The organism is Streptomyces sp. NPDC001070 (assembly GCF_053598835.1).
This window is the reverse complement of record NZ_JBSFLB010000002.1, coordinates 196270-215967: the sequence shown is the minus strand read 5'-3', so window position 1 is coordinate 215967 and position 19698 is coordinate 196270. Positions and strand designations below refer to the sequence as shown.

Below are 19698 nucleotides of genomic sequence, written 5' to 3'. Positions count from 1 at the left end.
AAGCGTTCGCTACTTTGAGACCGTGGACAAGCTCAACAAGAACGCCCTGCGCGCCGGTGCCGTGACGGCAGGTACGGCGCTGATGCTGCTGATGTCGTCCCCCGCGTTCGCGAACGCCCACGACGACGGCGAGGACCCGGGTTCCGGTCTGAGCGTGCTCCAGACGCTGGGCCTGTACGTCGCCCTGCCGATCGTCCTGTTCCTGGTCATCGCGGGTCTGGTCATCGTGACCGACAAGTCCCGCAAGGCTCAGGGCTGATCCCTTCCACCTCGCCTGCCGGGCCGCGGACCGCCGCGGCCCGGCTCAGGCGTTCCCGGTAGCGGCCGGCGGCGTGCGCAGCAGGTCCGCGAGCCGTTCCAGGTCGGCCTCGCCGACGCCTTCCAGCACCTCGTGCCGCATCCTGAGCCCGGCGCCGACGGCCTCGTCGACCACCGCGAATCCGCGGTCGGTGAGCGTCACCGTCAGACCGCGCCGGTCGTGCGGGTCCGGGGCGCGCTCCAGCAGCCCGGCCCGCTCCGGCTTGTCCAGCCGGCCCGTCATTCCCCCGGTCGTGAGCATGAGCGTCGCGGACAGCCGGCGGGGCGACAGCCTGTAGGGCTCCCCCGAGTGGCGCAGCGTCGCCAGGACGTCGAACTCGCCCCGCCCGACGCCGCGCCCTGCCGCGCGGGCGGGTGGTGGTGGCGGGCGACGGTGCCCGGCCAGCGCGCGCCGTCGAGCGCGGGCGGTGGTCCTTCCCCGAGCAGCGTCACCGGCACCGGCAGCAGCCCGCCCGCGGTCAGCTGCCAGCCGGTCGTCGCCCGCTCCGGCCGGGGCCCGGCACGGCGGGGAGCGGATGCCACCGGGCCCCCCGCGGCGCCGCGCCGCGGGGGGCCCGGTGGTCGGTGCGGTTCCGGGTCAGCCGGCCGCCGCGTCCGCGGCCTGGGCCTTGAGCGCGCGCTCGACCCCGGCACGGCACTCCGTCACCATGCGCCGCAGCGCGGGCGCCGGGTCGGCCGCCGCCAGCCAGGCGTCGGTGGCGTCCAGCGTCTCCTGGGAGACCTGCAGCGCCGGGTAGAGCCCGACGATGATCTGCTGGGCCATCTCGTGGCTGCGGGTCGCGAAGACGTCCGACACGGCAGCGAAGTACCGCTCCGTGTACGGGGCCAGCAGCTCGCGCTGGTCCGGCTCGGAGAAGCCCGCGATGACCGCCTCCTGGACGGCGTTGGTGAGCTTCTCCGCCTCGACGACCGAGGCCCACGCCTCGGCCTTCGCCGCGGCCGTCGGACGCGCGGTGCGCGCGGTCGCCGCGTGCCGCTCGCCCGCCGCGGTGGCGTCGCGGCCGAGCTCGGCGGCGATGACGTCCTCGTCGGCACGGCCGGTGGCCGCCAGCCGTTCCAGGAGCGTCCAGCGCAGCTCGGTGTCGACGGCCAGGCCCTCGACCGTCGCCGTGCCGTCGAGCAGCCCGGCGATCAGGTCCAGCTGGTCCTTGGTGCGGGCCGTGGCGGCGAACGCGCGGGCCCAGGCGAGCTGGTGGTCGCTGCCCGGGGCGGCCGCGCGCAGGTGCTCCAGCGTCGCCTCGGTCCACCGGGCCAGGCCGGTCTCGCGCCACTCGGGCGCCGCGTACAGCTCCAGCGCCGTCTTCACCTGACGGTGCAGGGACTGGACGACGCCGATGTCGCTCTCCTTGCCGATGCCGGAGAGCACCAGCTCCAGGTAGTCACGGGTGGCGAGTTCGCCGTCGCGGGTCATGTCCCACGCGGAGGCCCACACCAGAGCGCGCGGCAGCGACTCGGTGAAGTCGCCGAGGTGCTCGCGGACGGTCGCCAGCGAGACCTCGTCGAGCCGCACCTTGGCGTACGACAGGTCGTCGTCGTTGAGCAGCACGACCGCCGGGCGCTTGACGCCGACGAGCTCGGGCACCGCGGTCAGCTCGCCGTCGACGTCGAGCTCGACGCGCTGGACGCGGACCAGCTTCCCGTCCTGGAGGTCGTACGCGCCGATCGCGATGCGGTGCGGCCGCAGGATCGACTCGCCCTTGGCGCCGGCCGGCAGCGCCGGGGCCTCCTGGCGCACGGCGAAGGAGGTGATGGTGCCGTCGGCGGCGGTCTCGATCTCCGGGCGGAGGATGTTGATGCCGGCGGTCTCCAGCCACTTCTTCGACCAGGTCTTCAGGTCGCGGCCGGAGGTCTCCTCCAGGGCGGACAGCAGGTCGACCAGGCGGGTGTTCTTCCAGGCGTGGCGCTTGAAGTACGCCTGGACGCCGGTGAAGAACTCGTCCATGCCGACGTAGGCCACCAGCTGCTTCAGGACGGAGGCGCCCTTGGCGTAGGTGATGCCGTCGAAGTTGACCTGGACGTCCTGCAGGTCGTTGATCTCCGCCATGATCGGGTGGGTGGACGGCAGCTGGTCCTGCCGGTACGCCCAGGTCTTCATGGAGTTGGCGAAGGTGGTCCAGGAGTGCGGCCACCTGCTGCCGGGCGCGTAGGCCTGGCAGGCGATGGAGGTGTAGGTGGCGAACGACTCGTTCAGCCACAGGTCGTTCCACCACTCCATGGTGACCAGGTCGCCGAACCACATGTGGGCCAGCTCGTGGAGGATCGTCTCGGCGCGCACCTCGTAGGCGGCGTCGGTGACCTTGGAGCGGAAGACGTACTGGTCACGGATGGTGACCGCGCCCGCGTTCTCCATCGCGCCGGCGTTGAACTCCGGCACGAAGAGCTGGTCGTACTTGGCGAAGGGGTAGGGGAAGTCGAACTTCTCCTCGAACCAGTCGAAGCCCTGCCGGGTGACCTCGAAGATCGCGTCGGCGTCGAGGAACTCCGTCAGCGAGGGACGGCAGTACAGGCCCAGCGGCACGGTGCGGCCGCCCTCGCCCTCCCAGGTGCTGTGCACGGCGTAGTAGGGGCCGGCGATCAGCGCGGTGATGTACGTGGAGATGCGCGGGGTGGCCGCGAAGCTCCAGACGTTGTCGACCGGCTCGGGGGTCGGGGAGTTCGAGATGACCGTCCAGCCGGCCGGGGCCTTCACGGTGAAGGTGAAGCTCGCCTTGAGGTCGGGCTGCTCGAAGTTGGCGAACACCCGGCGGGCGTCCGGCACCTCGAACTGGGTGTAGAGGTACGCCTGCTTGTCGACCGGGTCGACGAAGCGGTGCAGCCCCTCGCCGGTGTTGGTGTACGCCGCGTCCGCGACGACCCGCAGCTCGTTGGCGCCGGCCTGCAGCGACGGCAGGGTGATGCGGCTGTCCGCGAAGACCTCGGACGGGTCCAGCGCGGTGCCGTTGAGCACCACCTCGTGGACCGTGGGGGCGACCAGGTCGATGAAGGTCGAGGCACCCGCCTCGGCGGAGTCGAAACGCACCGTGGTCACCGACCGGAAGGTGCCGCCCTCCTGGGCCCCGCTCAGGTCGAGGTCGATTTCGTACGCGTCCACGGTGAGCAGGCGCGCTCGCTGCCGCGCCTCCTCACGTGTGAGGTTCGTGCCGGGCACGTGTCCGTCTCCTTCGTCGGGTTTTCGGCCATCCTCGCACGCGGCAGGGGTCGGACGGCCGGGGGTTTTCCCTCGACCGGCGGTCGTGTCCCCGACCGCGGTGGGCTACCGGCGGTACGGGGCGCGGGCAGGCGCGGCGCAGGCGCCGCGTCCGGGCGTTGACGCGCCCTCCGCGCGGGTGACGGGCTCTCGGACCGATGACCACGGACAGGGGGATCGCCGCTGCGCGAGCGGCCGCGCTCCTCGGCGGTGTCCTGGGCACGGCGCCGCCCGGCGTCGCCACCCCGCCCGCCGCCCCGGCGACCGTCCCGGGCACCGGCCCGGCCACCGCGGAGGAGCGCGATCGGCGGCGGATCAAGAGGCCGCGCACCGCCCGGTGGTCGCCAGGGATCACGCGGGCTGTCCCGAGAGAGTGCTCCGGTGTCGGCTGGAACCTCCTGCTACTCGGCCGAGGCGTCGAGGGCGCGCCCCAGGCGCATGTCACGGTAAGGCAAAGGAAGGCCAAGGCACTTCCCAAGTGCGTCATGAGCCCGTCAAGATCCTGATCGTTTACGTCATGTACACGCTGATGTAAGGGAAGTGCCATGCGCAAGCTCGGACGCCTCGTCGTCGTCCTCGCCGCCCTGGCGGCGTGCTTCGGCCTCAACCAGGGAAGCGCCTTCGCGATGGAGGCCTTCTGTTTCGCCAACGACGGCGATGCCGGCGGCGTGTCGTGCTACATCTACCACGAGGAGGACGGCTACCACGTCGACTCGGTCAAGTTCGACGCATGGGGCGAAATCCTCACGATCAACGATTTGGTGGCGAACGGCGAGGGCGTCGCCGCCTACATCAACGGCGTCAGGTACCCGGGACAGCCCTCGGCCTACGGCCCGGTCCAGTACAACCTCAGCATCGCCGAAGGCACCCGCGTCGAGGTGACGTCCTGCCAGACCGACGCCGGCAGGGAGTACGACTGCCACACCGAATGGGCGACCGCCTGATACACCGCGTACACGTCGGGGCGCTGGTCGGCGGTCGGCCGTCACGACCGGAAAGCGGCGCCCCGCCGGCGCAGGCATCGCCCCCCCCGAGCGGGCGGGCTCCCCGCCCTGGGCGGGCGACGTCTCAGGCCCCCGCCTCGGCACCCTCGAAGGCCTTGTCCAGGAAGGCGGCCGGACCGACCCGGCCCGGAGGCGGTAGACGTACCCCCGCGGGGTGAGGGTCTCCCCCGATCCCCCGCGCGAGCGCGGACGACGTCCGCTTGCCCCGTACATACGGCGAACACGCGAGGCCGGCGCAGATGCAGGTGCCGCGCCGACGGTGTCGCCTGACGGCCCGCCGGCCCGTGACCGTGCAGGCCTGTCCGCACGCCGGCCGCCCCGATCTCGCCGCGGGCACGGCGGCGACGTCCTCGGGTGACGCGACGGCGGACTTCCCGGCCTCGGCGCTCGCCGGCGGCGCACCCGGCGACCCGCCGGTCCTCACCCGCGCAGGACCACGCCCGGGTGCAGGCCGAGCTGCCGCGGCAGGCCGGGACCGGCAAAGCGGCACATCGCGGCGGTCGCCGGCGACGAGCGTGGCGGCACCGAGTCGGTACGGCTGGAAGCCGCCGAGGACACCCGCTTCCTCTCGGTCCGGGAGATCGAGCGCGGAACGAAGTACGGCTGTTCGCTGTACTCGCTGCGGGCCCCGCCGTCATGGACTGAGCACCGATCCCTTGCGCCGGTGATCACACACCTGTCACTATTCACTCAGTACATGTATTGAGTGAATAGAAGGGGGTGGTGAACGCATGAGCACCGGAAACGTCCTACTGGGCCTGCTGGCCGCGGGCCCAGGCCACGGCTACGACCTGAAGCGGCGGCACGACGAGCGATTTCCGCAGGCCCGCCCGCTCGCCTACGGCCAGGTCTACACGACGCTGCAGCGCCTGGTGCGCGACGGTCTCGCCGAGGTAGACGCCACCGAGAGCGAGGGCGGCCCGGAGCGCACCACGTACCGGCTCACCGAGCAGGGCACGCTGGCGCTGCGCGCGTGGCTCACCGAGCCCGTCCCGCCCGCGCCGGTCAGCGCCGCCAACGAGATCTTCGCCAAGGTCACCGCCATCATCGCCTCCGGCCACGGCGACCCGGCCGGTTTCCTTCGCCTCCAGCGCTCCGCCCACCTCGCCCGGATGCGCGAACTCACCGCCGTGAAGTCCGCCCCGGGCGCCCCGCTGTCCGCCGTCCTCTCCGCCGACTACGCCCTCACCCATATCGACGCCGACCTGCGCTGGATGGCCAACGCCGCGCAGCGCCTCGACGCCCTGGCCAAGGAGGTCACCTCCGCATGAACACACCCCTGATCGAGGCCAGCAGCCTGGTCAAGCGGTACGGCGTCACCGATGCCCTGCGCGGCGCCTCGCTGAGCCTGGGTCACGGCGAGATCCTCGCCGTGACCGGGCCCAGCGGCAGCGGCAAGTCCACGCTGCTGCACTGCATGTCCGGCATCGTGCGACCCGACGCGGGCGAGGTGCTGTACGCGGGCGGGGAGCGGCTGGACCAGGCCGGGGAGACTCGCCGGTCCACCCTGCGGCGCACCGACTTCGGCGTGGTCTTCCAGTTCGGGCAACTGGTCGGCGAACTCACCGCGCTGGACAACGTGGCCCTGCCGCTGCTGCTGGCCGGCGCCTCACGCCAGGCCGCCCACGAGAGCGCCGGAGCGTGGCTGGAGCGCTTCGGAGTGCGCGGGCAGGCCGCCCTGCGTCCCGGGGAGATGTCCGGCGGCCAGGCGCAGCGCGTCGCCCTGGCCCGCGCACTGGTGACCGAGCCGAAGGCGGTCTTCGCCGACGAGCCGACCGGCTCCCTGGACTCCCTCGCAGGCGAGCAGGTCATGACCGCCCTCGTCCACGCCGCCCGGGAGTCCGGCACCGCCGTGCTGCTCGTCACGCACGACGCCCAGGTCGCGGCGTACGCCGACCGCGAGGCGACCGTCCGCGACGGCGTCGTCGAGAGCGAGTCCGCCGAGGTGGCCCGATGAGGGGGCTGCGGGCCGACGCGCTGCTGGCCTGGTCGCTCTTGCGAGGCTCCCCGCGGGGCGAACGGTGGCGGCTGGCCCTGACCGGCCTGGGGGCGACGCTTGGCACGGGGTTCGGGCTCGCGGCGCTGACCGTCGCGGTGATCGGCACCCGCTTCGGCGGCGGGCCCACGCAGTACACCAACGACCTGCTCAATTCGGCCGGCCTGCGGAGCGGTGTGATCGGGGGACTGCTGTTGCTGATCCTCCCGGTGCTGGCCTTCGTGGGGCAGTGCACCCGGATCGGTGCGCTGCGGCGCGAGCGCCGGCTGGCCGCGCTGCGGCTGGCCGGGGCGACCCCGCGCCAGGTCCGGCAGATCTCGGCGCTGGAGACGGGGGCCGTGTGCGGGCTCGGGTCGCTGGCCGGGCTGACCGGTTTCCTGGTGCTGCGGGCGGTGCTGGGGGCCGCTCAGCAGACCTCCGGGCAGCGTGGCACCCCCATGCGGGTGCTGACGTGGCCGACCGAGGTGCGGGTGCCGTGGTTCGCGGCGCTGCTGGTGGTGGCTGCGGTGCCGGTGCTGGCGACGCTGGAGGCACGGTTCACGCTGCGCCGGTCCGGGGAGGACGCGCTGGGCGTCGTGTCGAAGGGCCGCCGCCCGCGTCCCCGGGTGGGCCTGGGACGCCTGGCGCTGTGGGCGCTGGCGCCGCTGGCACTGGTGGCTGCGACCGGGCTGCAGCTGCTGAACATCTTCGTCCTGGGCCCCAGCAATCGCGGCTCGACGATTCTCGGGGCCTACAGCCTGGTCAGCGCGGTGGTCGTCGTGCTGTGCGCGATCGGACTGCTCTACGGCACCGCCGGGCTCGCCATGGTCACCGGCCGCCTGGCCGCGCGCTCCGGCCGTCCGGAGTTGCTGATCGCCGGGGAGCGGCTGCAGGCAGACCCATGGGCGGCGGCCCGGTCGCATGCGGCGGTCATGCTCACCGTGCTGATCGGGGTCGGCTTCATCGGCGTCCGCCGACTGATGATCGAGGACCTGACCGCGCCCCGCCCGTATCCGTACACGGCGGAGGACCTCGGCTTCTACTTCGGGGGACTCAACCTGACCGGACTGGGCATCCTGATCGGCCTCGCCGTCACCATCAGCGGGCTCGCGGTCGGGGCGATCGAGTCGGTGATCACCCGCCGTCGCACACTGGCCGCGCTGGCCGCCACCGGGGTGCCCCGGAGCGTGCTCAGCCGGGCGGCGCTGCTGGAGACGGCCCTTCCCCTGGTACCGGCCACCGCTCTGGCCGGCGCATGCGGGCTGATGATCACCGGCACCTGGTGGGCGGGGGTGGGGCTCCCCGAGTCGCTGTCCCTGCCACTGCTCGAACCGCTGCTGACCGCCGCCGGGCTGCTCGCCGCCGCCCTGCTGGCCACGGCCGCGTCACTGCCGCTGCTGCGCCGCACCGTACAGCCGGCGCAGCTGCGCCACGAATAGGCGGCCTCAGAGGGCGCAGCACGGGGCCCCGGACCGGCACCAGGTGCGGTCCGGGGCCCCGAGCCCGGTTCAGGACGGGTTCAGGACAACACAAAGGCCCGGACTCAGGCGGATATGCCGTCGATCCGGGCCATGGCGTCCTCCGCGCCGAATGGCTGCAGGTATGGCAGCCAGCGCGGGTCCCTATGCCCCGTCCCGATGATCCGCCAGGCGAGGCCCGACGGCGGGGCGGGTTGATGGCGCATCCGCCAGCCGAGCTCGGCGACATGGCGGTCGGCCTTGATGTGGTTGCACCGGCGGCAGGCAGCGACCACGTTGTCCCACGTGTGCTGGCCTCCGCGGCTGCGCGGGATCACGTGGTCGACGCTGGTTGCGACGCCTCCGCAGTACGCGCACCGGCCGCCGTCCCGGGCGAACAGCGCCCGCCGGGTCAGGGGCACAGGGCCGCGAAAGGGGACTCGAACGAATTTGGTGAGTTTGACAACACTGGGAGCCGGGACACTGCAGGTCGCGCTGTGCATATAGGCGCCGGATTCCTCGAGGCACACGGCCTTGTTGTTCAGTACGAGGATGAGCGCGCGGCGGAGCGGTACGACGCCGAGCGGCTCGTACGACGCATTGAGGACCAGGACATGCGGCACGGGTGCCTCCTTTTACGCCGGCGGCGCGTGGCTCGCGCCGGGACGATCTGCCCACAGTCTCTCCGGAAGCCCGGCCGCGGCGCCACCATGACCGGGTAACGGAGCGAGGGTGTTTTCAACCACACTCCTTTACATGCCCTGAATCACCGCACGTCGCGCTCGAACAACACAACGGGACACTTCGCCTACCCCGTTAGTGTGGGAAGCCTGCCCAATCCGGAGGTTTCCGCCTGTGTCCACACCGCCGTCCGCCGCCACGACGATCGACGACGCCCAGAAGAGCGCGACCAACGCCGCCGACTACATCAGTCAGAACTGGGCGGACTGGCTCGCCGCCGGACTGCGCATCCTGCTCATCGTGGTGGTCGCGCTGGTGCTGCGGTCCGTCGTCCGCCGCATGATCACCAAGTTCATCGAGCGGATGAACCGCGGCGCCGAGGCCGCGGCGACGAGCGCGCTCGGCGGGCTGCTGGTCAACGCCGAGCGGCGGCGCCAGCGGAGCGAGGCGATCGGCTCGGTGCTGCGCAGTGTGGCCTCGTTCGTGATCATGGGCACGGCGGCCCTGACCGTGCTCTCCGTCCTGAAGATCAATCTGGCTCCGTTGCTGGCCAGTGCCGGTGTGGCCGGTGTGGCGATCGGTTTCGGCGCGCGCAACCTGGTGACGGACTTCCTCTCCGGCGTCTTCATGATCCTGGAGGACCAGTACGGCGTCGGGGACGTCATCGACGCGGGCGTGGCCAGCGGCACGGTGGTCGAGGTCGGGCTGCGGGTGACCAAGCTGCGCGGCGACAACGGCGAGATCTGGTACATCCGCAACGGCGAGGTCAAGCGGATCGGCAACCTCAGCCAGGGCTGGGCGACGGCCGTGGTGGACGTCCAGGTCGGCTACGGGGAGGACCTGGAGCGGGCCCGCACGGTGATCGAGGAGGCCTCCGCCGCGATGGCCAAGGACCAGCCGTGGGACGAGGTGCTCTGGGAGCCGGTCGAGGTGCTGGGCCTGGAGGCCGTGACCTCGGAGTCGGTGCTGATCCAGGCGCAGGTCAAGACCATGCCGGGCAAGGCGGCGGCGGTCGCCCGGGAACTGCGCTGGCGGGTCAAGCGGGCCTTCGACGCCGCCGGGATCGCCATCGTCGGCGGCACCCCGCAGGCCGCGACGGAGGAGGACGAGGCCGCCGACCCCTCGGCCGCCGTCGCGCCGCCGTCCGCGCTGGCCAATCCCGCCTCCCCCCAGGCGCTGGCGGCGCAGCCGCTGGCGTCGCCGTCCGCGGCTCCGGCCCAGGCGAGCACCGTCAAGTAGCGCCACCCCGAAGAGGGGGCGCCGGGCACCGCCCGGCGCCCCCTCTTCGTGTTTCCGTGCCCCCGGCGGCCGCGATAACACTTCGGCGCCGACCCCTGTTCCGGCCCTTGACGCTCCGGCCACGGGCGCCTACCTTGCCTTTCACCAACAGGAAAGTTTCCTAACTACCAACACCAGGCACACCCTGCACCCCGACCCCACCCAGCCCATCAGCCCCGTGGCGTAGCCTGCGGCGCGAGCCGTCACCGTGAGGGAGGACGAGACCGTGGCCGGTACCCCCGGAAGCCCAGGCACACCTGGCACCCCCGGCACACCGCGCGTACTGCGGGCCATGAACGACCGCGCCGCGCTCGACCTGCTCATCGAACACGGCCCCCTCTCCCGCACCCGCATAGGCAAGCTCACCGGCCTGTCGAAGCCCACCGCCTCCCAGCTGCTCGCCCGCCTGGAGGCCGCCGGGCTGGTCCTCGCCACCGGCACGACCGCCGGGCGCCCGGGGCCCAACGCCCAGCTGTACTCGGTCAACCCCGGCGCCGCGCACGTCGCCGGCCTCGACGTGACGACCGAGCACATCCGTGCCGCGGTCGCCGACATCACCGGCCGGGTGATCGGCGCGTTCGAACTGGCCACCCCCGGCCGCGGCCGGCGCGGCCAGGGCGGCGCCGTCGAACAGGTCGTCCAGGCGGTCGACGGGGCGGTCAAGGCCGCCAGGCTGCACCGCACCGACCTGCACCGGATCGTCGTCGGCACCCCCGGCGCCTTCGACCCGAGCACCGGCCGCCTGCGGTACGCCAGCCACCTCCCCGGCTGGCACTCCCCCACCCTCCTGGACGAGTTGGCCGCCGCCCTGCCCGTCCCCCTGGAGTACGACAACGACGTGAACCTCGCCGCCGTCGCCGAGCAGCGGCTCGGCGCGGCCCGCGGCCACGACGACTTCGTCCTGCTGTGGAACGAGGAGGGCATCGGCGCGGCCATCGTGATCGGCGGCAGGCTGCACCGCGGCTGGACCGGCGGCGCGGGCGAGGTCGGCTTCATGCCGGTGCCCGGGACCCCCCTGGTACGGCACGTGGCCAAGGCGAACGCCGGCGGCTTCCAGGAGCTGGCCGGTTGCAACGCGGTGCTGCGCATCGCGCGTGAACTGGGGCTCGCCGTACCCCGGGGCACACAGGCCGAGAGCGCCTCGGCGCTGCTGGCCGCGGCGGCGCAGGCCGGTGACGGCGCCCACGCGGAGCTGCTGCGGCGCTTCGCCACCGGACTCGCCATCGGGCTCGCCTCGCTGGTGACCGTCCTCGACCCCGAACTGATCGTCCTGGCCGGCGGGGTCATCGCCGCGGGCGGGGAGCCGCTGCGCTCCCTGGTCCAGGCCGAGCTGGCCGAACTGGCCGTGCCCCGGCCCCGGCTGGTGCTCGGCGGCGTACCGAACGACCCAGTCCTGTCCGGGGCGCTGCAGAACGCCCTCGTCACCACCCGCGACGAGGTGTTCGACACCTCGCGCTGACCGACCGCCCCCAGCTCACCCCGCCCCACCCGCACACCCGCACACCCGCACACCCGCACACCCGCACACCCGCACACAGCGGACGCGCCCGCCCGTCAGGCGCGTCCGCCGGTCTCGCACACCCTCGAACGCCCCGAAGTCCCCCGGAGGAAGCGAAGTGTCCGGTTCCACCAAGACGGCCGCGGCCGCCGTCGCCGCCGCGGCCGCGATATCCCTGCTGACGAGCGCGTGCACGGGCTCCGGCAACAACACCGCAGGTGACGACCCCAGCAAGGACGTGACCATCACCTTCTGGCACGGCTGGTCCGCGCCGAGCGAGGTGAAGGCGATCGACGCCAACGTCAAGGCGTTCGAGAAGGCCCACCCCAACATCCACGTCAAGGTGCAGGGCAACATCACCGACGACAAGATCAACCAGGCGCTGCGGGCGGGCGGCCCCAACGCCCCAGACGTCGTCTCCTCCTTCACCACCGACAACGTCGGCAAGTTCTGCTCGTCCAACGCTTTCGCCGACCTGGACCCGTTCCTGAAGAAGTCGGGCATCGACACCGCGGCCACCTTCCCCAAGCCGATGCTGGAGTACACCCGGTTCGAGGGGAAGCGCTGCACACTGCCGCTGCTCGGCGACGCATACGGCCTCTACTACAACAAGGACGCCTTCAAGGCCGCCGGGATCTCCGCCCCGCCGAAGACGCTGTCGGAGTTCAAGGCCGACGCGGTCAAGCTCACCAAGAGCAAGGGCGACTCCTACGCGCAGCTCGGCTTCATGCCGAACTTCCACGGCTACGAGTCCACCACCACGCACCTGGCCGCGCAGTGGGGCGCCAAGTACTTCGACGCCGAAGGCAAGTCGGGCGTCGCCAAGGACCCGGGCTTCGCGGCCATGTTCACCTGGCAGCAGGACATGGTGAAGGCACTCGGCGGCTTCGAGAAGCTGGAGAAGTACCGGTCGACCTTCGGTGACGAGTGGGGCGCCAAGAACCCCTTCCACACCGGCCAGGTGGCCATGGCCGTCGACGGCGAGTGGCGGGCGGGCATGGCCAAGGATGCGGGCACGAAGTTCGACATCGGCGTCGCCCCCTTCCCGGTGCCTGACGACCAGGCAGACACGTACGGCAAGGGCTACCTGTCGGGCACGATCATCGGCATCGCCAACACCAGCGCCAAGAAGAACGCCGCCTGGGAGCTGGTGAAGTACATGACCACCGACACCGACGCCGTGGTGAGCTTCGCCAACGCCATCCACAACGTCCCCTCCACGCTCGCCGCGCTGAAGTCCCCGAAGCTGGACGCCGACCCCCTCTTCCGCACCTTCGTGGAGATCGCGCAGAACCCGAACAGCACCACCACCCCCGCCAGCGTCAACGGCGGCACCTACCAGCTGACGCTGCAGGACTTCGGCTACGCCTACGAGTCCGGCAAGCAGACCGACCTGGCCGCGGGCCTCAAGGGCGTCGACACCCAGGTCGACAAGGACATCGCGCAGGCCAAGTGATGAGCGCCGACGTCCATCCGCTGCTGAGGGCGAAGCGCCGTCGCGAGGCGCTTCGCACCCTCGCCTTCCTCTCGCCCTGGCTGATCGGCTTCGGCGTCTTCTTCGCCTACCCGCTGATCTCGACCGTCTACTTCTCCTTCATGAAGTACGACGGCTTCACCGCCCCCACCTGGAACGGCGCCAAGAACTGGTCGTACGTCTTCAACGACTACCCCTTCTTCTGGCCGGCACTGCGCAACACCCTGTGGCTGGTCGTGGTGATGGTCAGCCTGCGCGTGGTGTTCGGTCTCGGGATCGGACTGCTGATCACGAAGATCAAGACGGGTGCGGGGCTGTTCCGCACCGCCTTCTACCTGCCCTACCTGGCCCCGCCGGTCGCCGCGACCATGGCCTTCGCCTTCCTGCTCAACCCCGGCACCGGGCCGGTGAACCACCTGCTGGGCAGCATCGGCCTGCCGCAGCCCGGCTGGTTCAACGACCCGTCCTGGTCCAAGCCCGCGCTCACGCTGCTGGCGCTGTGGGGCATCGGCGATCTCATGGTCATCTTCATGGCCGCGCTGCTCGACGTGCCCAAGGAGCAGTACGAGGCCGCCGAACTGGACGGAGCCGGCCCCTGGGCCCGCTTCCGCTACGTCACGCTGCCGAACATCTCGCCCATCGTGATGTTCGCCGTCGTGACCGGGGTCATCCAGACGATGCAGTACTACACACAGCCCCTGGTCGCCGGGAAGGTCGCCAGCGGCATCATCGGCGGCTCCGGCCAGCAGTTCGAACCGGGCTACCCGGAGAAGTCCACGCTGACCCTGCCGCAGCTCGTCTACAACCTCGGTTTCCAGCGCTTCGACACCGGCTCGGCCTGTGTGATCGCCCTCGTGCTCTTCGCGCTCGCCATGGCCTTCACCGCGCTCCTGATGCGCCGCCGCAGCGGCTTCCTGACGGCGGAGGACTGACACCCATGACGACCCAGGCGACCCTCGCCCCCTCCGCCGCGACCACCGCCACCGGGCTGCCCTCCGGTGCGCGGCGGGCCGCGGCCCGCAGGGCGGCGCTGCACTGGATCGCGGTGCACGCCCTCGGCATCGCCGCCGCGCTCTTCTTCGTCCTGCCCTTCGTCTTCGTCTTCCTCACCGCGGTGATGAGCGACAACCAGGCCCTCACCCGCGACCTGTGGCCCAGGACCTGGGAGTGGGACAACTTCGCCACCGTCTGGGACACCCCCGGTTTCCTCACCTGGTGGCGCAACACCCTGCTGTACGCGGGCCTCGGGACCGTGCTGACCATCGTCTCCAGCACGCCGGTCGCCTACGCGCTGGCCAAGTTCCGCTTCCGCGGGCGCAATCTGTCGATGATGCTGGTGGTCTCCACGATGATGCTGCCCCCGCAGGTCGTCATCGTGCCCATGTACCTCTTCTGGGCCAAGCAGCTGCACCTGTCCGGCACGCTGTGGCCGCTGATCATCCCGATGGCCTTCGGTGACGCGTTCAGCATCTTCCTGCTGCGGCAGTTCCTGCTCACCATCCCCAAGGAGTACACGGACGCGGCCAGGGTCGACGGCTGCGGCGAGCTGCGCACGATGCTGCGCGTCGTCCTGCCGATGGCCAAGCCCGCCATCGCCGCCGTGGCGCTGTTCCAGTTCTTCTACTGCTGGAACGACTACTTCGGTCCGCAGATCTACGCGAGCGAGAACCCGGCGGCCTGGACACTGAGTTACGGGCTGGAGTCCTTCAAGGGCGCCCACCACACGAACTGGAACCTGACGATGGCCGCCACGGTGCTGGTCATGGCACCCGTGATCGTCGTCTTCTTCTTCGCGCAAAAGGCCTTCATCGAAGGCGTGACGTTGACGGGAGTCAAGGGATGAAGCTGGCGGTCGTGGGCGGCGGGTCCACGTACACCCCCGAACTCATCGACGGTTTCGCACGGTTGCGGGAGACGCTGCCGGTCGGGGAGCTGGTCCTCGTCGACCCCGCCGAGGACCGGCTGCGGCTGGTCGGCGGGCTCGCCCGGCGGATCTTCGCCAGGCAGGGCCACCCCGGCACCGTGACCACCACCTCGGACCTGGACGCGGGCGTGGCCGGGGCCGACGCCGTGCTGCTGCAGCTGCGCGTGGGCGGACAGGCCGCCCGGGCGCAGGACGAGAGCTGGCCGCTGGAGTGCGGCTGCGTCGGCCAGGAGACCACCGGCGCGGGCGGCCTGGCCAAGGCGCTGCGCACGGTACCGGTGGTGCTGGACATCGCCGAGCGGGTCCGCAGGGCCGCCCCCGGCGCATGGATCATCGACTTCACCAACCCCGTGGGCATCGTCACCCGTGCCCTGCTGCAGGCCGGCCACAAGGCCGTCGGGCTGTGCAACGTGGCGATCGGCTTCCAGCGGAAGTTCGCCGGCCTCCTCGGTGTGGCGCCAGAAGAGGTCCACCTGGACCACGTGGGCCTCAACCACCTCACCTGGGAGCGCGGCGTCCGGCTCGGCGGCCCCGGCGGCGAGGACGTCCTGCCCAAGCTGCTCGCCGAGCACGGCGACGCCGTCGCCGCCGACCTCCACGTGCCCCGCACGGTGCTGGACCGGCTGGGCGTGGTGCCCTCCTACTACCTGCGCTACTACTACGCCCACGACGAGGTCGTGCGGGAGATGCGGACCAAGCCCTCCCGCGCCGCCGAGGTGGCCGCCATCGAGGCGGAGCTGCTGGAGATGTACGGGGACGAGAGCCTCGACGAGAAGCCGGAGCTGCTCTCCCGGCGCGGCGGGGCCTACTACTCCGAGGCCGCCGTGGCGCTCGCCTCCTCCCTGCTTCGGAACACCGGCGACGTCCAGGTCGTCAACACCCTCAACAACGGCACCCTGCCCTTCCTCCCCGACGACGCCGTCATCGAGGTCCCGGCGACCGTGGACGCGAACGGGACGCACCCGCTGCCCGTACCGCCCCTGGACCCGCTCTACGGCGGCCTGGTCGCGAACGTCACCGCCTACGAGGACCTGGCCCTGACCGCGGCCCTGCACGGCGGCCGGGACCGCGTCTTCAAGGCCCTGCTCGCCCATCCCCTCGTCGGCCAGTACGAGTACGCCGAGGCCCTGACCGACCGTCTGATCGCGCACAACCGGGAGCACCTCGCGTGGGCCTGAACCATCCCCTGACCGAGGGGGTACTCGCCGTCGACGCGGGCAACAGCAAGACCGACGTCGCGATCGTCGCCGCCGACGGGTCGGTGCTCGGCACCGCCCGCGGCGGCGGCTTCCAGCCCCCGATCGTCGGCACCGAAGCGGCCGTCGAGGTGATCGCGCGCATCGTGGAGCGGGCCGCGGACGCGGCCGGGCTCGCCCCGCGCCCCGGGCAGCCGCTCGTGCGGCACGTCTCCGCGTGCCTGGCCAACGCCGACCTGCCCGTCGAGGAGCAGCAGCTCGAACTCGCCGTCCACGCGCGGGGCTGGGGGGTGAGCACCCGCGTCGCCAACGACACCTTCGCCCTGCTCCGGTCGGGCGTCGACGAGCCGCGCGGGGTCGCCGTGGTGTGCGGCGCGGGCATCAACTGCGCGGGCATGCTGCCGGACGGCCGCACGGCCCGCTTCCCCGCCATCGGCCACATCTCCGGTGACTGGGGCGGCGGATCGGGCCTGGCCGACGAGGCCCTGTGGTGGGCTGCGCGCGCCGAGGACGGGCGCGGCGGCCCCACCGCGCTCGCCGCCGCGCTGCCCGCGCACTTCGGACTGACCTCGATGTACGCGCTGATCGAAGCACTGCACCTGGGACACATCGATTTCTCCCGAAAGCACGAATTGACCCCCGTGCTCTTCGCGACCGCGGAGACGGGCGATCCCGTCGCCCGGGCCATCGTCGAACGGCAGGCCGAGGAGGTCGTCGTCATGGCCACGGTCGCGCTGCGCCGGCTCGACCTGCTCGACGAGGAGACCGACGTCGTCCTCGGCGGCGGTGTCCTGGCCGCCCGTCACCCCCTGCTGATGGACTCCGTGACCGCCCTGCTGGCCGCCGCGGCGCCCAAGGCCGTCCCGAAGGTGGTCACCTCCCCGCCGGTACTGGGCGCCGCCCTGCTGGGCCTGGACCGCACCGGCGCGGCCGCCGAGGCGCACGCGCGGCTGCGGGCGCACTACGAATCGGTGGGCTCCGTGTCATAACCGGCGCGCGCGCCGGGGAACCGGACACGCACCCACGTGCGTGGTGAGCTGCGAGGGGGCGGCGCGAAGGCGGACCCGACGGGCACAGGCCGGATCAGCGGTGCGGCAAGATCCACGCAATCCCTGGGTGGATGCCGGTGACGACGGCCATACTGCTGGTCATGGGCTCGTCGCGCGTACGCGCGGGCGAACGGGTCGGGGGGAGGGCCGGCAGGTGACACGGACGCCGATGGAGACGGAGTTGCCGACGGTGCGGGCGCACGCGCCCGCGCCCGGCGGCAGGCGGCCGCGGGCATGGGTGGAGCAGCTGCGCGCGTGGCGCGGCGCGGCCACGACGGAGCCGGGCCGGCTGCGGATCATCGGAGCGCTGCTGGTCGTGCTGGTCGTCGCCTTCGGCGCGGTGACGGCATGGCAGATCACGGAGCGCTCGGCCGCGGCCGACGACGTGATGCACCACAGCGAGCCGCTGAGCGCCCGCGCCGCGGACATCTACCGCTCGCTCGCCGACGCGGACGCCACCGCCGCCGGCGGCTTCCTCGCCGGCGGCGACGACCCCGAGAAGGACCGCGAGCGGTACGCGCGGGACATCCGGGGCGCCGCGCGGAACATCGCCGACGCGGCGGCCAGTTCGGAGGGCTCCGCCGACGCGCGCGCCCGGCTGGAACGGCTCAGCCAGCGGCTGTCGGAGTACACCGGGCTGGTCGAGCGCGCCCGGGCCAACAACCGCCAGGGCTTCCCGGTCGGCGGGGCGTACCTGCGACGCGCCAACAAGATGATGAACGAGCAGATCCTCCCGGACGCCAAGCAGTTGTGGACGATCGAGACCGCGCGGCTGGGCGAGGACTACGCGGACGCCAAGGCGCTGCCCTGGGCCGCCTGGGCGCTCGGCGTCCTCGCGCTGGGCGGGCTGCTGTGGGCACAGCGCCGCTCGTTCCGGCGCACGCACCGGGTGTTCAGTCCGGGCATGCTGGCCGGGACGGTGGCCACCGTCGTGGTGCTGCTGTGGCTGGTGGCCGGGCACGGCGTCGCCCGCGCCCGGCTCGACGAGTCCTACGCGCACGGCGCGCGGTCGCTGCAGGTCCTCAACGAGGCCCGGATCCAGACGCTGCAGGCCCGCGGCAACGAGAACCTGACCCTCGTCGCCCGCGGCGGCGGGGACGCCTACAGCGCGGCGTACGACAAGCAGTTGCAGGGCCTGGCGGGCACGAATGCGGACGGGCGGACGGGCCTGCTGGCGCAGGCGCTGGGGCTCGCCGACGACTCCGAGGGCCGCGAGAGCATCACGTCCGCGATGAAGGCGGCCAAGGCCTGGTGGGGACTGCACGGCCAGGCCCGCGAGAAGGACGACGCGGGCAGCTACCTGGACGCCGTGGCCCAGACGATCGGCGGCACGTACGAGAACGGGGAGCCGGCCAAGCTGTACACGGGCTTCTGCTTCGACGAGGTCGACACCAGTCTCGCGGGGTCCGTCGACCACGAGCAGGAGGAGTTCGAGAAGGCCGCGTCCGACGGGCGCGGCGCGCTGAACGGGCTGGTGCCGGGCGCGGCGCTGCTGGCGGTGCTCGGCGCGGCGGGCGCGGTGCTCGGCATCGGGCGCCGGCTGTCGGAGTACCGATGAGCGGGGGGAGGACGCGGATGAGTCGCGACGAGCACGGGCGGCGGCGCGTGCGGGGCTGGGCGGCCGTGGTGGCGGCCGCCGGATTGTGCGCGCTGGCGTCCGCCGGTGCCGTGCTGCCGCTGGACGACGGGGCCGGGCCCGGGGAACCGGTGGCCCGCGGGACGACGCAGGCGCCCGCCGCGGCGCCGGGGAAGGCCGCTGCCGACGACGACTGCGGCGGCCACCCGGAGGCGAGCCTGCGGCCGTCCTCCGCGAGCGGTCCCGCGATCGAGCGCATCAAGAAGCGCGGCAAACTGGTCATCGGGGTCGACCAGAACGGCTACCGCTGGAGTTACCGCGACCCGGCCTCCCGGAAGATCGTCGGCTTCGACATCGACCTGGCCAAGGCCATCGCCAAGGACATCCTCGGCAGCGAGAAGGCGATCCTGTACAAGACCGTGCCGACCGCCAAGCGCTTCGACGCCGTCAACAACCGCGACGTGGACCTGCTGGTGCGCACCGTGAGCATCACCTGCGAACGGATCAAGGAGAAGCACATCGCCTTCTCCACCGCCTATTTCAAGGCGGGGCAGCAACTGCTGGTCCCCCGTCAGGGTTCCACCATCAAGGGGTTCGACTCCTCCGTGAAGGGCAAGCGCATCTGCGTCGCCCAGGGGAGCACCGGGCAGGCCGAGCTCGAGAGGGAGAAGGGGCGGCTGCAGCCCCGCATCGTCCTGGTGGCCAACCAGCTGGACTGCCTGGTCAGCCTCCAACTGGGCGAGGTGGACGCGGTGTTCACCGACAACGCGCTCGCCGCCGGCCAGGCCGCGCAGGACCCGGCGGTGCGTCTGATCGGCTCCCCGGTCACCACCGAGTACTACGGCGTGGCGATGAACGAGCACGACACCGACCTGGTGCGCCGGGTCAACAAGGTGCTGGAGGACTACCGCAGCGGGGGTCCGGACAGCCGGTGGATGCAGGCGTACCGTACCTGGCTGGAGGCGGACCTCCCCGGCATCGGGGGGCCGCCCGAACCGCTCTACAAGGACTGACGGACACGACACGAACTGCCGCACAGCCGACGGGGAACTGACAGACCACTGACGGGAATCACAGGGAC

At 72.1% G+C, this 19698-nt stretch carries 17 protein-coding genes; 14 read left to right on the top strand and 3 right to left on the bottom strand.

The window, feature by feature from the left end:
• The first annotated feature begins 22 nt into the window (after positions 1 to 22).
• Positions 23 to 259: a hypothetical protein gene (locus tag ACWDAS_RS03255; RefSeq protein WP_450386961.1), complete on the top strand. Its 237-nt coding sequence runs from the start codon at positions 23 to 25 to the stop codon at positions 257 to 259.
• A 45-nt stretch (positions 260 to 304) separates the two neighbouring features.
• On the opposite strand, the gene ACWDAS_RS03250 is transcribed toward ACWDAS_RS03255, so the two are convergent.
• Together ACWDAS_RS03250 and pepN are read right to left on the bottom strand one after the other, a co-directional pair.
• Positions 305 to 835, bottom strand: a complete 531-nt coding sequence (locus ACWDAS_RS03250; RefSeq protein WP_450387279.1) for a MarR family winged helix-turn-helix transcriptional regulator — start codon at positions 833 to 835, stop codon at positions 305 to 307.
• Positions 836 to 895: 60 nt separating this feature from the next.
• Positions 896 to 3466: an aminopeptidase N gene (pepN, locus tag ACWDAS_RS03245; protein ID WP_450386959.1), complete on the bottom strand. Its 2571-nt coding sequence runs from the start codon at positions 3464 to 3466 to the stop codon at positions 896 to 898.
• Between the two features lie 584 nt (positions 3467 to 4050).
• On the opposite strand from pepN, the gene ACWDAS_RS03240 reads away from it, so the two are divergent.
• The 4 genes from ACWDAS_RS03240 (at position 4051) to ACWDAS_RS03225 (ending at position 7923) form a co-directional block, all read left to right on the top strand.
• Positions 4051 to 4449 carry a hypothetical protein gene (locus ACWDAS_RS03240; RefSeq protein WP_450386957.1) on the top strand — a complete coding sequence of 133 codons (399 nt, stop codon included), beginning with the start codon at positions 4051 to 4053 and terminating at the stop codon, positions 4447 to 4449.
• A gap of 791 nt (positions 4450 to 5240) precedes the next feature.
• The gene (locus ACWDAS_RS03235) at positions 5241 to 5780 is read left to right on the top strand and encodes a PadR family transcriptional regulator (protein WP_450386955.1); all 540 of its coding nucleotides are present in this window, start codon (positions 5241 to 5243) and stop codon (positions 5778 to 5780) included.
• Positions 5777 to 6466, top strand: a complete 690-nt coding sequence (locus ACWDAS_RS03230; RefSeq protein WP_450386953.1) for an ABC transporter ATP-binding protein — start codon at positions 5777 to 5779, stop codon at positions 6464 to 6466. Before ACWDAS_RS03235 ends, ACWDAS_RS03230 begins: the two co-directional genes overlap by 4 nt.
• On the top strand, positions 6463 to 7923 hold the full coding sequence (locus ACWDAS_RS03225) for an FtsX-like permease family protein (RefSeq protein WP_450386951.1): 1461 nt from the start codon (positions 6463 to 6465) through the stop codon (positions 7921 to 7923). The genes ACWDAS_RS03230 and ACWDAS_RS03225 overlap by 4 nt, the downstream gene beginning before the upstream one ends.
• A 104-nt stretch (positions 7924 to 8027) precedes the next feature.
• Here the strand turns inward: ACWDAS_RS03225 and ACWDAS_RS03220 are convergent, their stop codons facing one another.
• Positions 8028 to 8564, bottom strand: coding sequence for an HNH endonuclease (locus ACWDAS_RS03220; RefSeq protein ID WP_450386949.1), 537 nt, complete (start codon positions 8562 to 8564; stop codon positions 8028 to 8030).
• A 232-nt stretch (positions 8565 to 8796) separates the two neighbouring features.
• On the opposite strand from ACWDAS_RS03220, the gene ACWDAS_RS03215 reads away from it, so the two are divergent.
• The 9 genes from ACWDAS_RS03215 (at position 8797) to ACWDAS_RS03175 (ending at position 19630) form a co-directional block, all read left to right on the top strand.
• Positions 8797 to 9861, top strand: a complete 1065-nt coding sequence (locus ACWDAS_RS03215) for a mechanosensitive ion channel family protein (protein ID WP_450386947.1) — start codon at positions 8797 to 8799, stop codon at positions 9859 to 9861.
• A gap of 331 nt (positions 9862 to 10192) precedes the next feature.
• Positions 10193 to 11359, top strand: coding sequence for an ROK family transcriptional regulator (locus tag ACWDAS_RS03210; protein WP_450386945.1), 1167 nt, complete (start codon positions 10193 to 10195; stop codon positions 11357 to 11359).
• 157 nt (positions 11360 to 11516) lie between these two features.
• Positions 11517 to 12854 (top strand): ABC transporter substrate-binding protein, encoded by a 1338-nt coding sequence (locus ACWDAS_RS03205; RefSeq protein ID WP_450386943.1) that lies wholly within the window; start codon positions 11517 to 11519, stop codon positions 12852 to 12854.
• A complete protein-coding gene (locus tag ACWDAS_RS03200) occupies positions 12854 to 13804 on the top strand; it encodes a carbohydrate ABC transporter permease (RefSeq protein ID WP_450386941.1) in 951 nt (316 codons plus the stop codon). The genes ACWDAS_RS03205 and ACWDAS_RS03200 overlap by 1 nt, the downstream gene beginning before the upstream one ends.
• Positions 13805 to 13809: 5 nt before the next feature.
• Positions 13810 to 14715: a carbohydrate ABC transporter permease gene (locus ACWDAS_RS03195; RefSeq protein ID WP_450386939.1), complete on the top strand. Its 906-nt coding sequence runs from the start codon at positions 13810 to 13812 to the stop codon at positions 14713 to 14715.
• The gene (locus tag ACWDAS_RS03190; RefSeq protein WP_450386937.1) at positions 14712 to 15974 is read left to right on the top strand and encodes a 6-phospho-beta-glucosidase; all 1263 of its coding nucleotides are present in this window, start codon (positions 14712 to 14714) and stop codon (positions 15972 to 15974) included. The genes ACWDAS_RS03195 and ACWDAS_RS03190 overlap by 4 nt, the downstream gene beginning before the upstream one ends.
• Positions 15965 to 16981 (top strand): N-acetylglucosamine kinase, encoded by a 1017-nt coding sequence (locus tag ACWDAS_RS03185; RefSeq protein ID WP_450386935.1) that lies wholly within the window; start codon positions 15965 to 15967, stop codon positions 16979 to 16981. Before ACWDAS_RS03190 ends, ACWDAS_RS03185 begins: the two co-directional genes overlap by 10 nt.
• 214 nt (positions 16982 to 17195) lie before the next feature.
• Positions 17196 to 18599, top strand: a complete 1404-nt coding sequence (locus ACWDAS_RS03180) for a hypothetical protein (RefSeq protein WP_450386933.1) — start codon at positions 17196 to 17198, stop codon at positions 18597 to 18599.
• A gap of 17 nt (positions 18600 to 18616) precedes the next feature.
• The gene (locus ACWDAS_RS03175) at positions 18617 to 19630 is read left to right on the top strand and encodes a glutamate ABC transporter substrate-binding protein (protein WP_450386931.1); all 1014 of its coding nucleotides are present in this window, start codon (positions 18617 to 18619) and stop codon (positions 19628 to 19630) included.
• Positions 19631 to 19698: the final 68 nt, after the last annotated feature.

Bases quoted from the DNA above. Each gene is read 5' to 3' on its own strand.
- ACWDAS_RS03240 (WP_450386957.1), top strand. From the start codon at position 4,051: ATGCGCAAGCTCGGACGCCTCGTCGTCGTCCTCGCCGCCCTGGCGGCG.
- ACWDAS_RS03235 (WP_450386955.1), top strand. From the start codon at position 5,241: ATGAGCACCGGAAACGTCCTACTGGGCCTGCTGGCCGCGGGCCCAGGC.
- ACWDAS_RS03230 (WP_450386953.1), top strand. From the start codon at position 5,777: ATGAACACACCCCTGATCGAGGCCAGCAGCCTGGTCAAGCGGTACGGC.
- ACWDAS_RS03225 (WP_450386951.1), top strand. From the start codon at position 6,463: ATGAGGGGGCTGCGGGCCGACGCGCTGCTGGCCTGGTCGCTCTTGCGA.
- ACWDAS_RS03210 (WP_450386945.1), top strand. From the start codon at position 10,193: ATGAACGACCGCGCCGCGCTCGACCTGCTCATCGAACACGGCCCCCTC.
- ACWDAS_RS03200 (WP_450386941.1), top strand. From the start codon at position 12,854: ATGAGCGCCGACGTCCATCCGCTGCTGAGGGCGAAGCGCCGTCGCGAG.
- ACWDAS_RS03195 (WP_450386939.1), top strand. From the start codon at position 13,810: ATGACGACCCAGGCGACCCTCGCCCCCTCCGCCGCGACCACCGCCACC.
- ACWDAS_RS03190 (WP_450386937.1), top strand. From the start codon at position 14,712: ATGAAGCTGGCGGTCGTGGGCGGCGGGTCCACGTACACCCCCGAACTC.
- ACWDAS_RS03175 (WP_450386931.1), top strand. From the start codon at position 18,617: ATGAGTCGCGACGAGCACGGGCGGCGGCGCGTGCGGGGCTGGGCGGCC.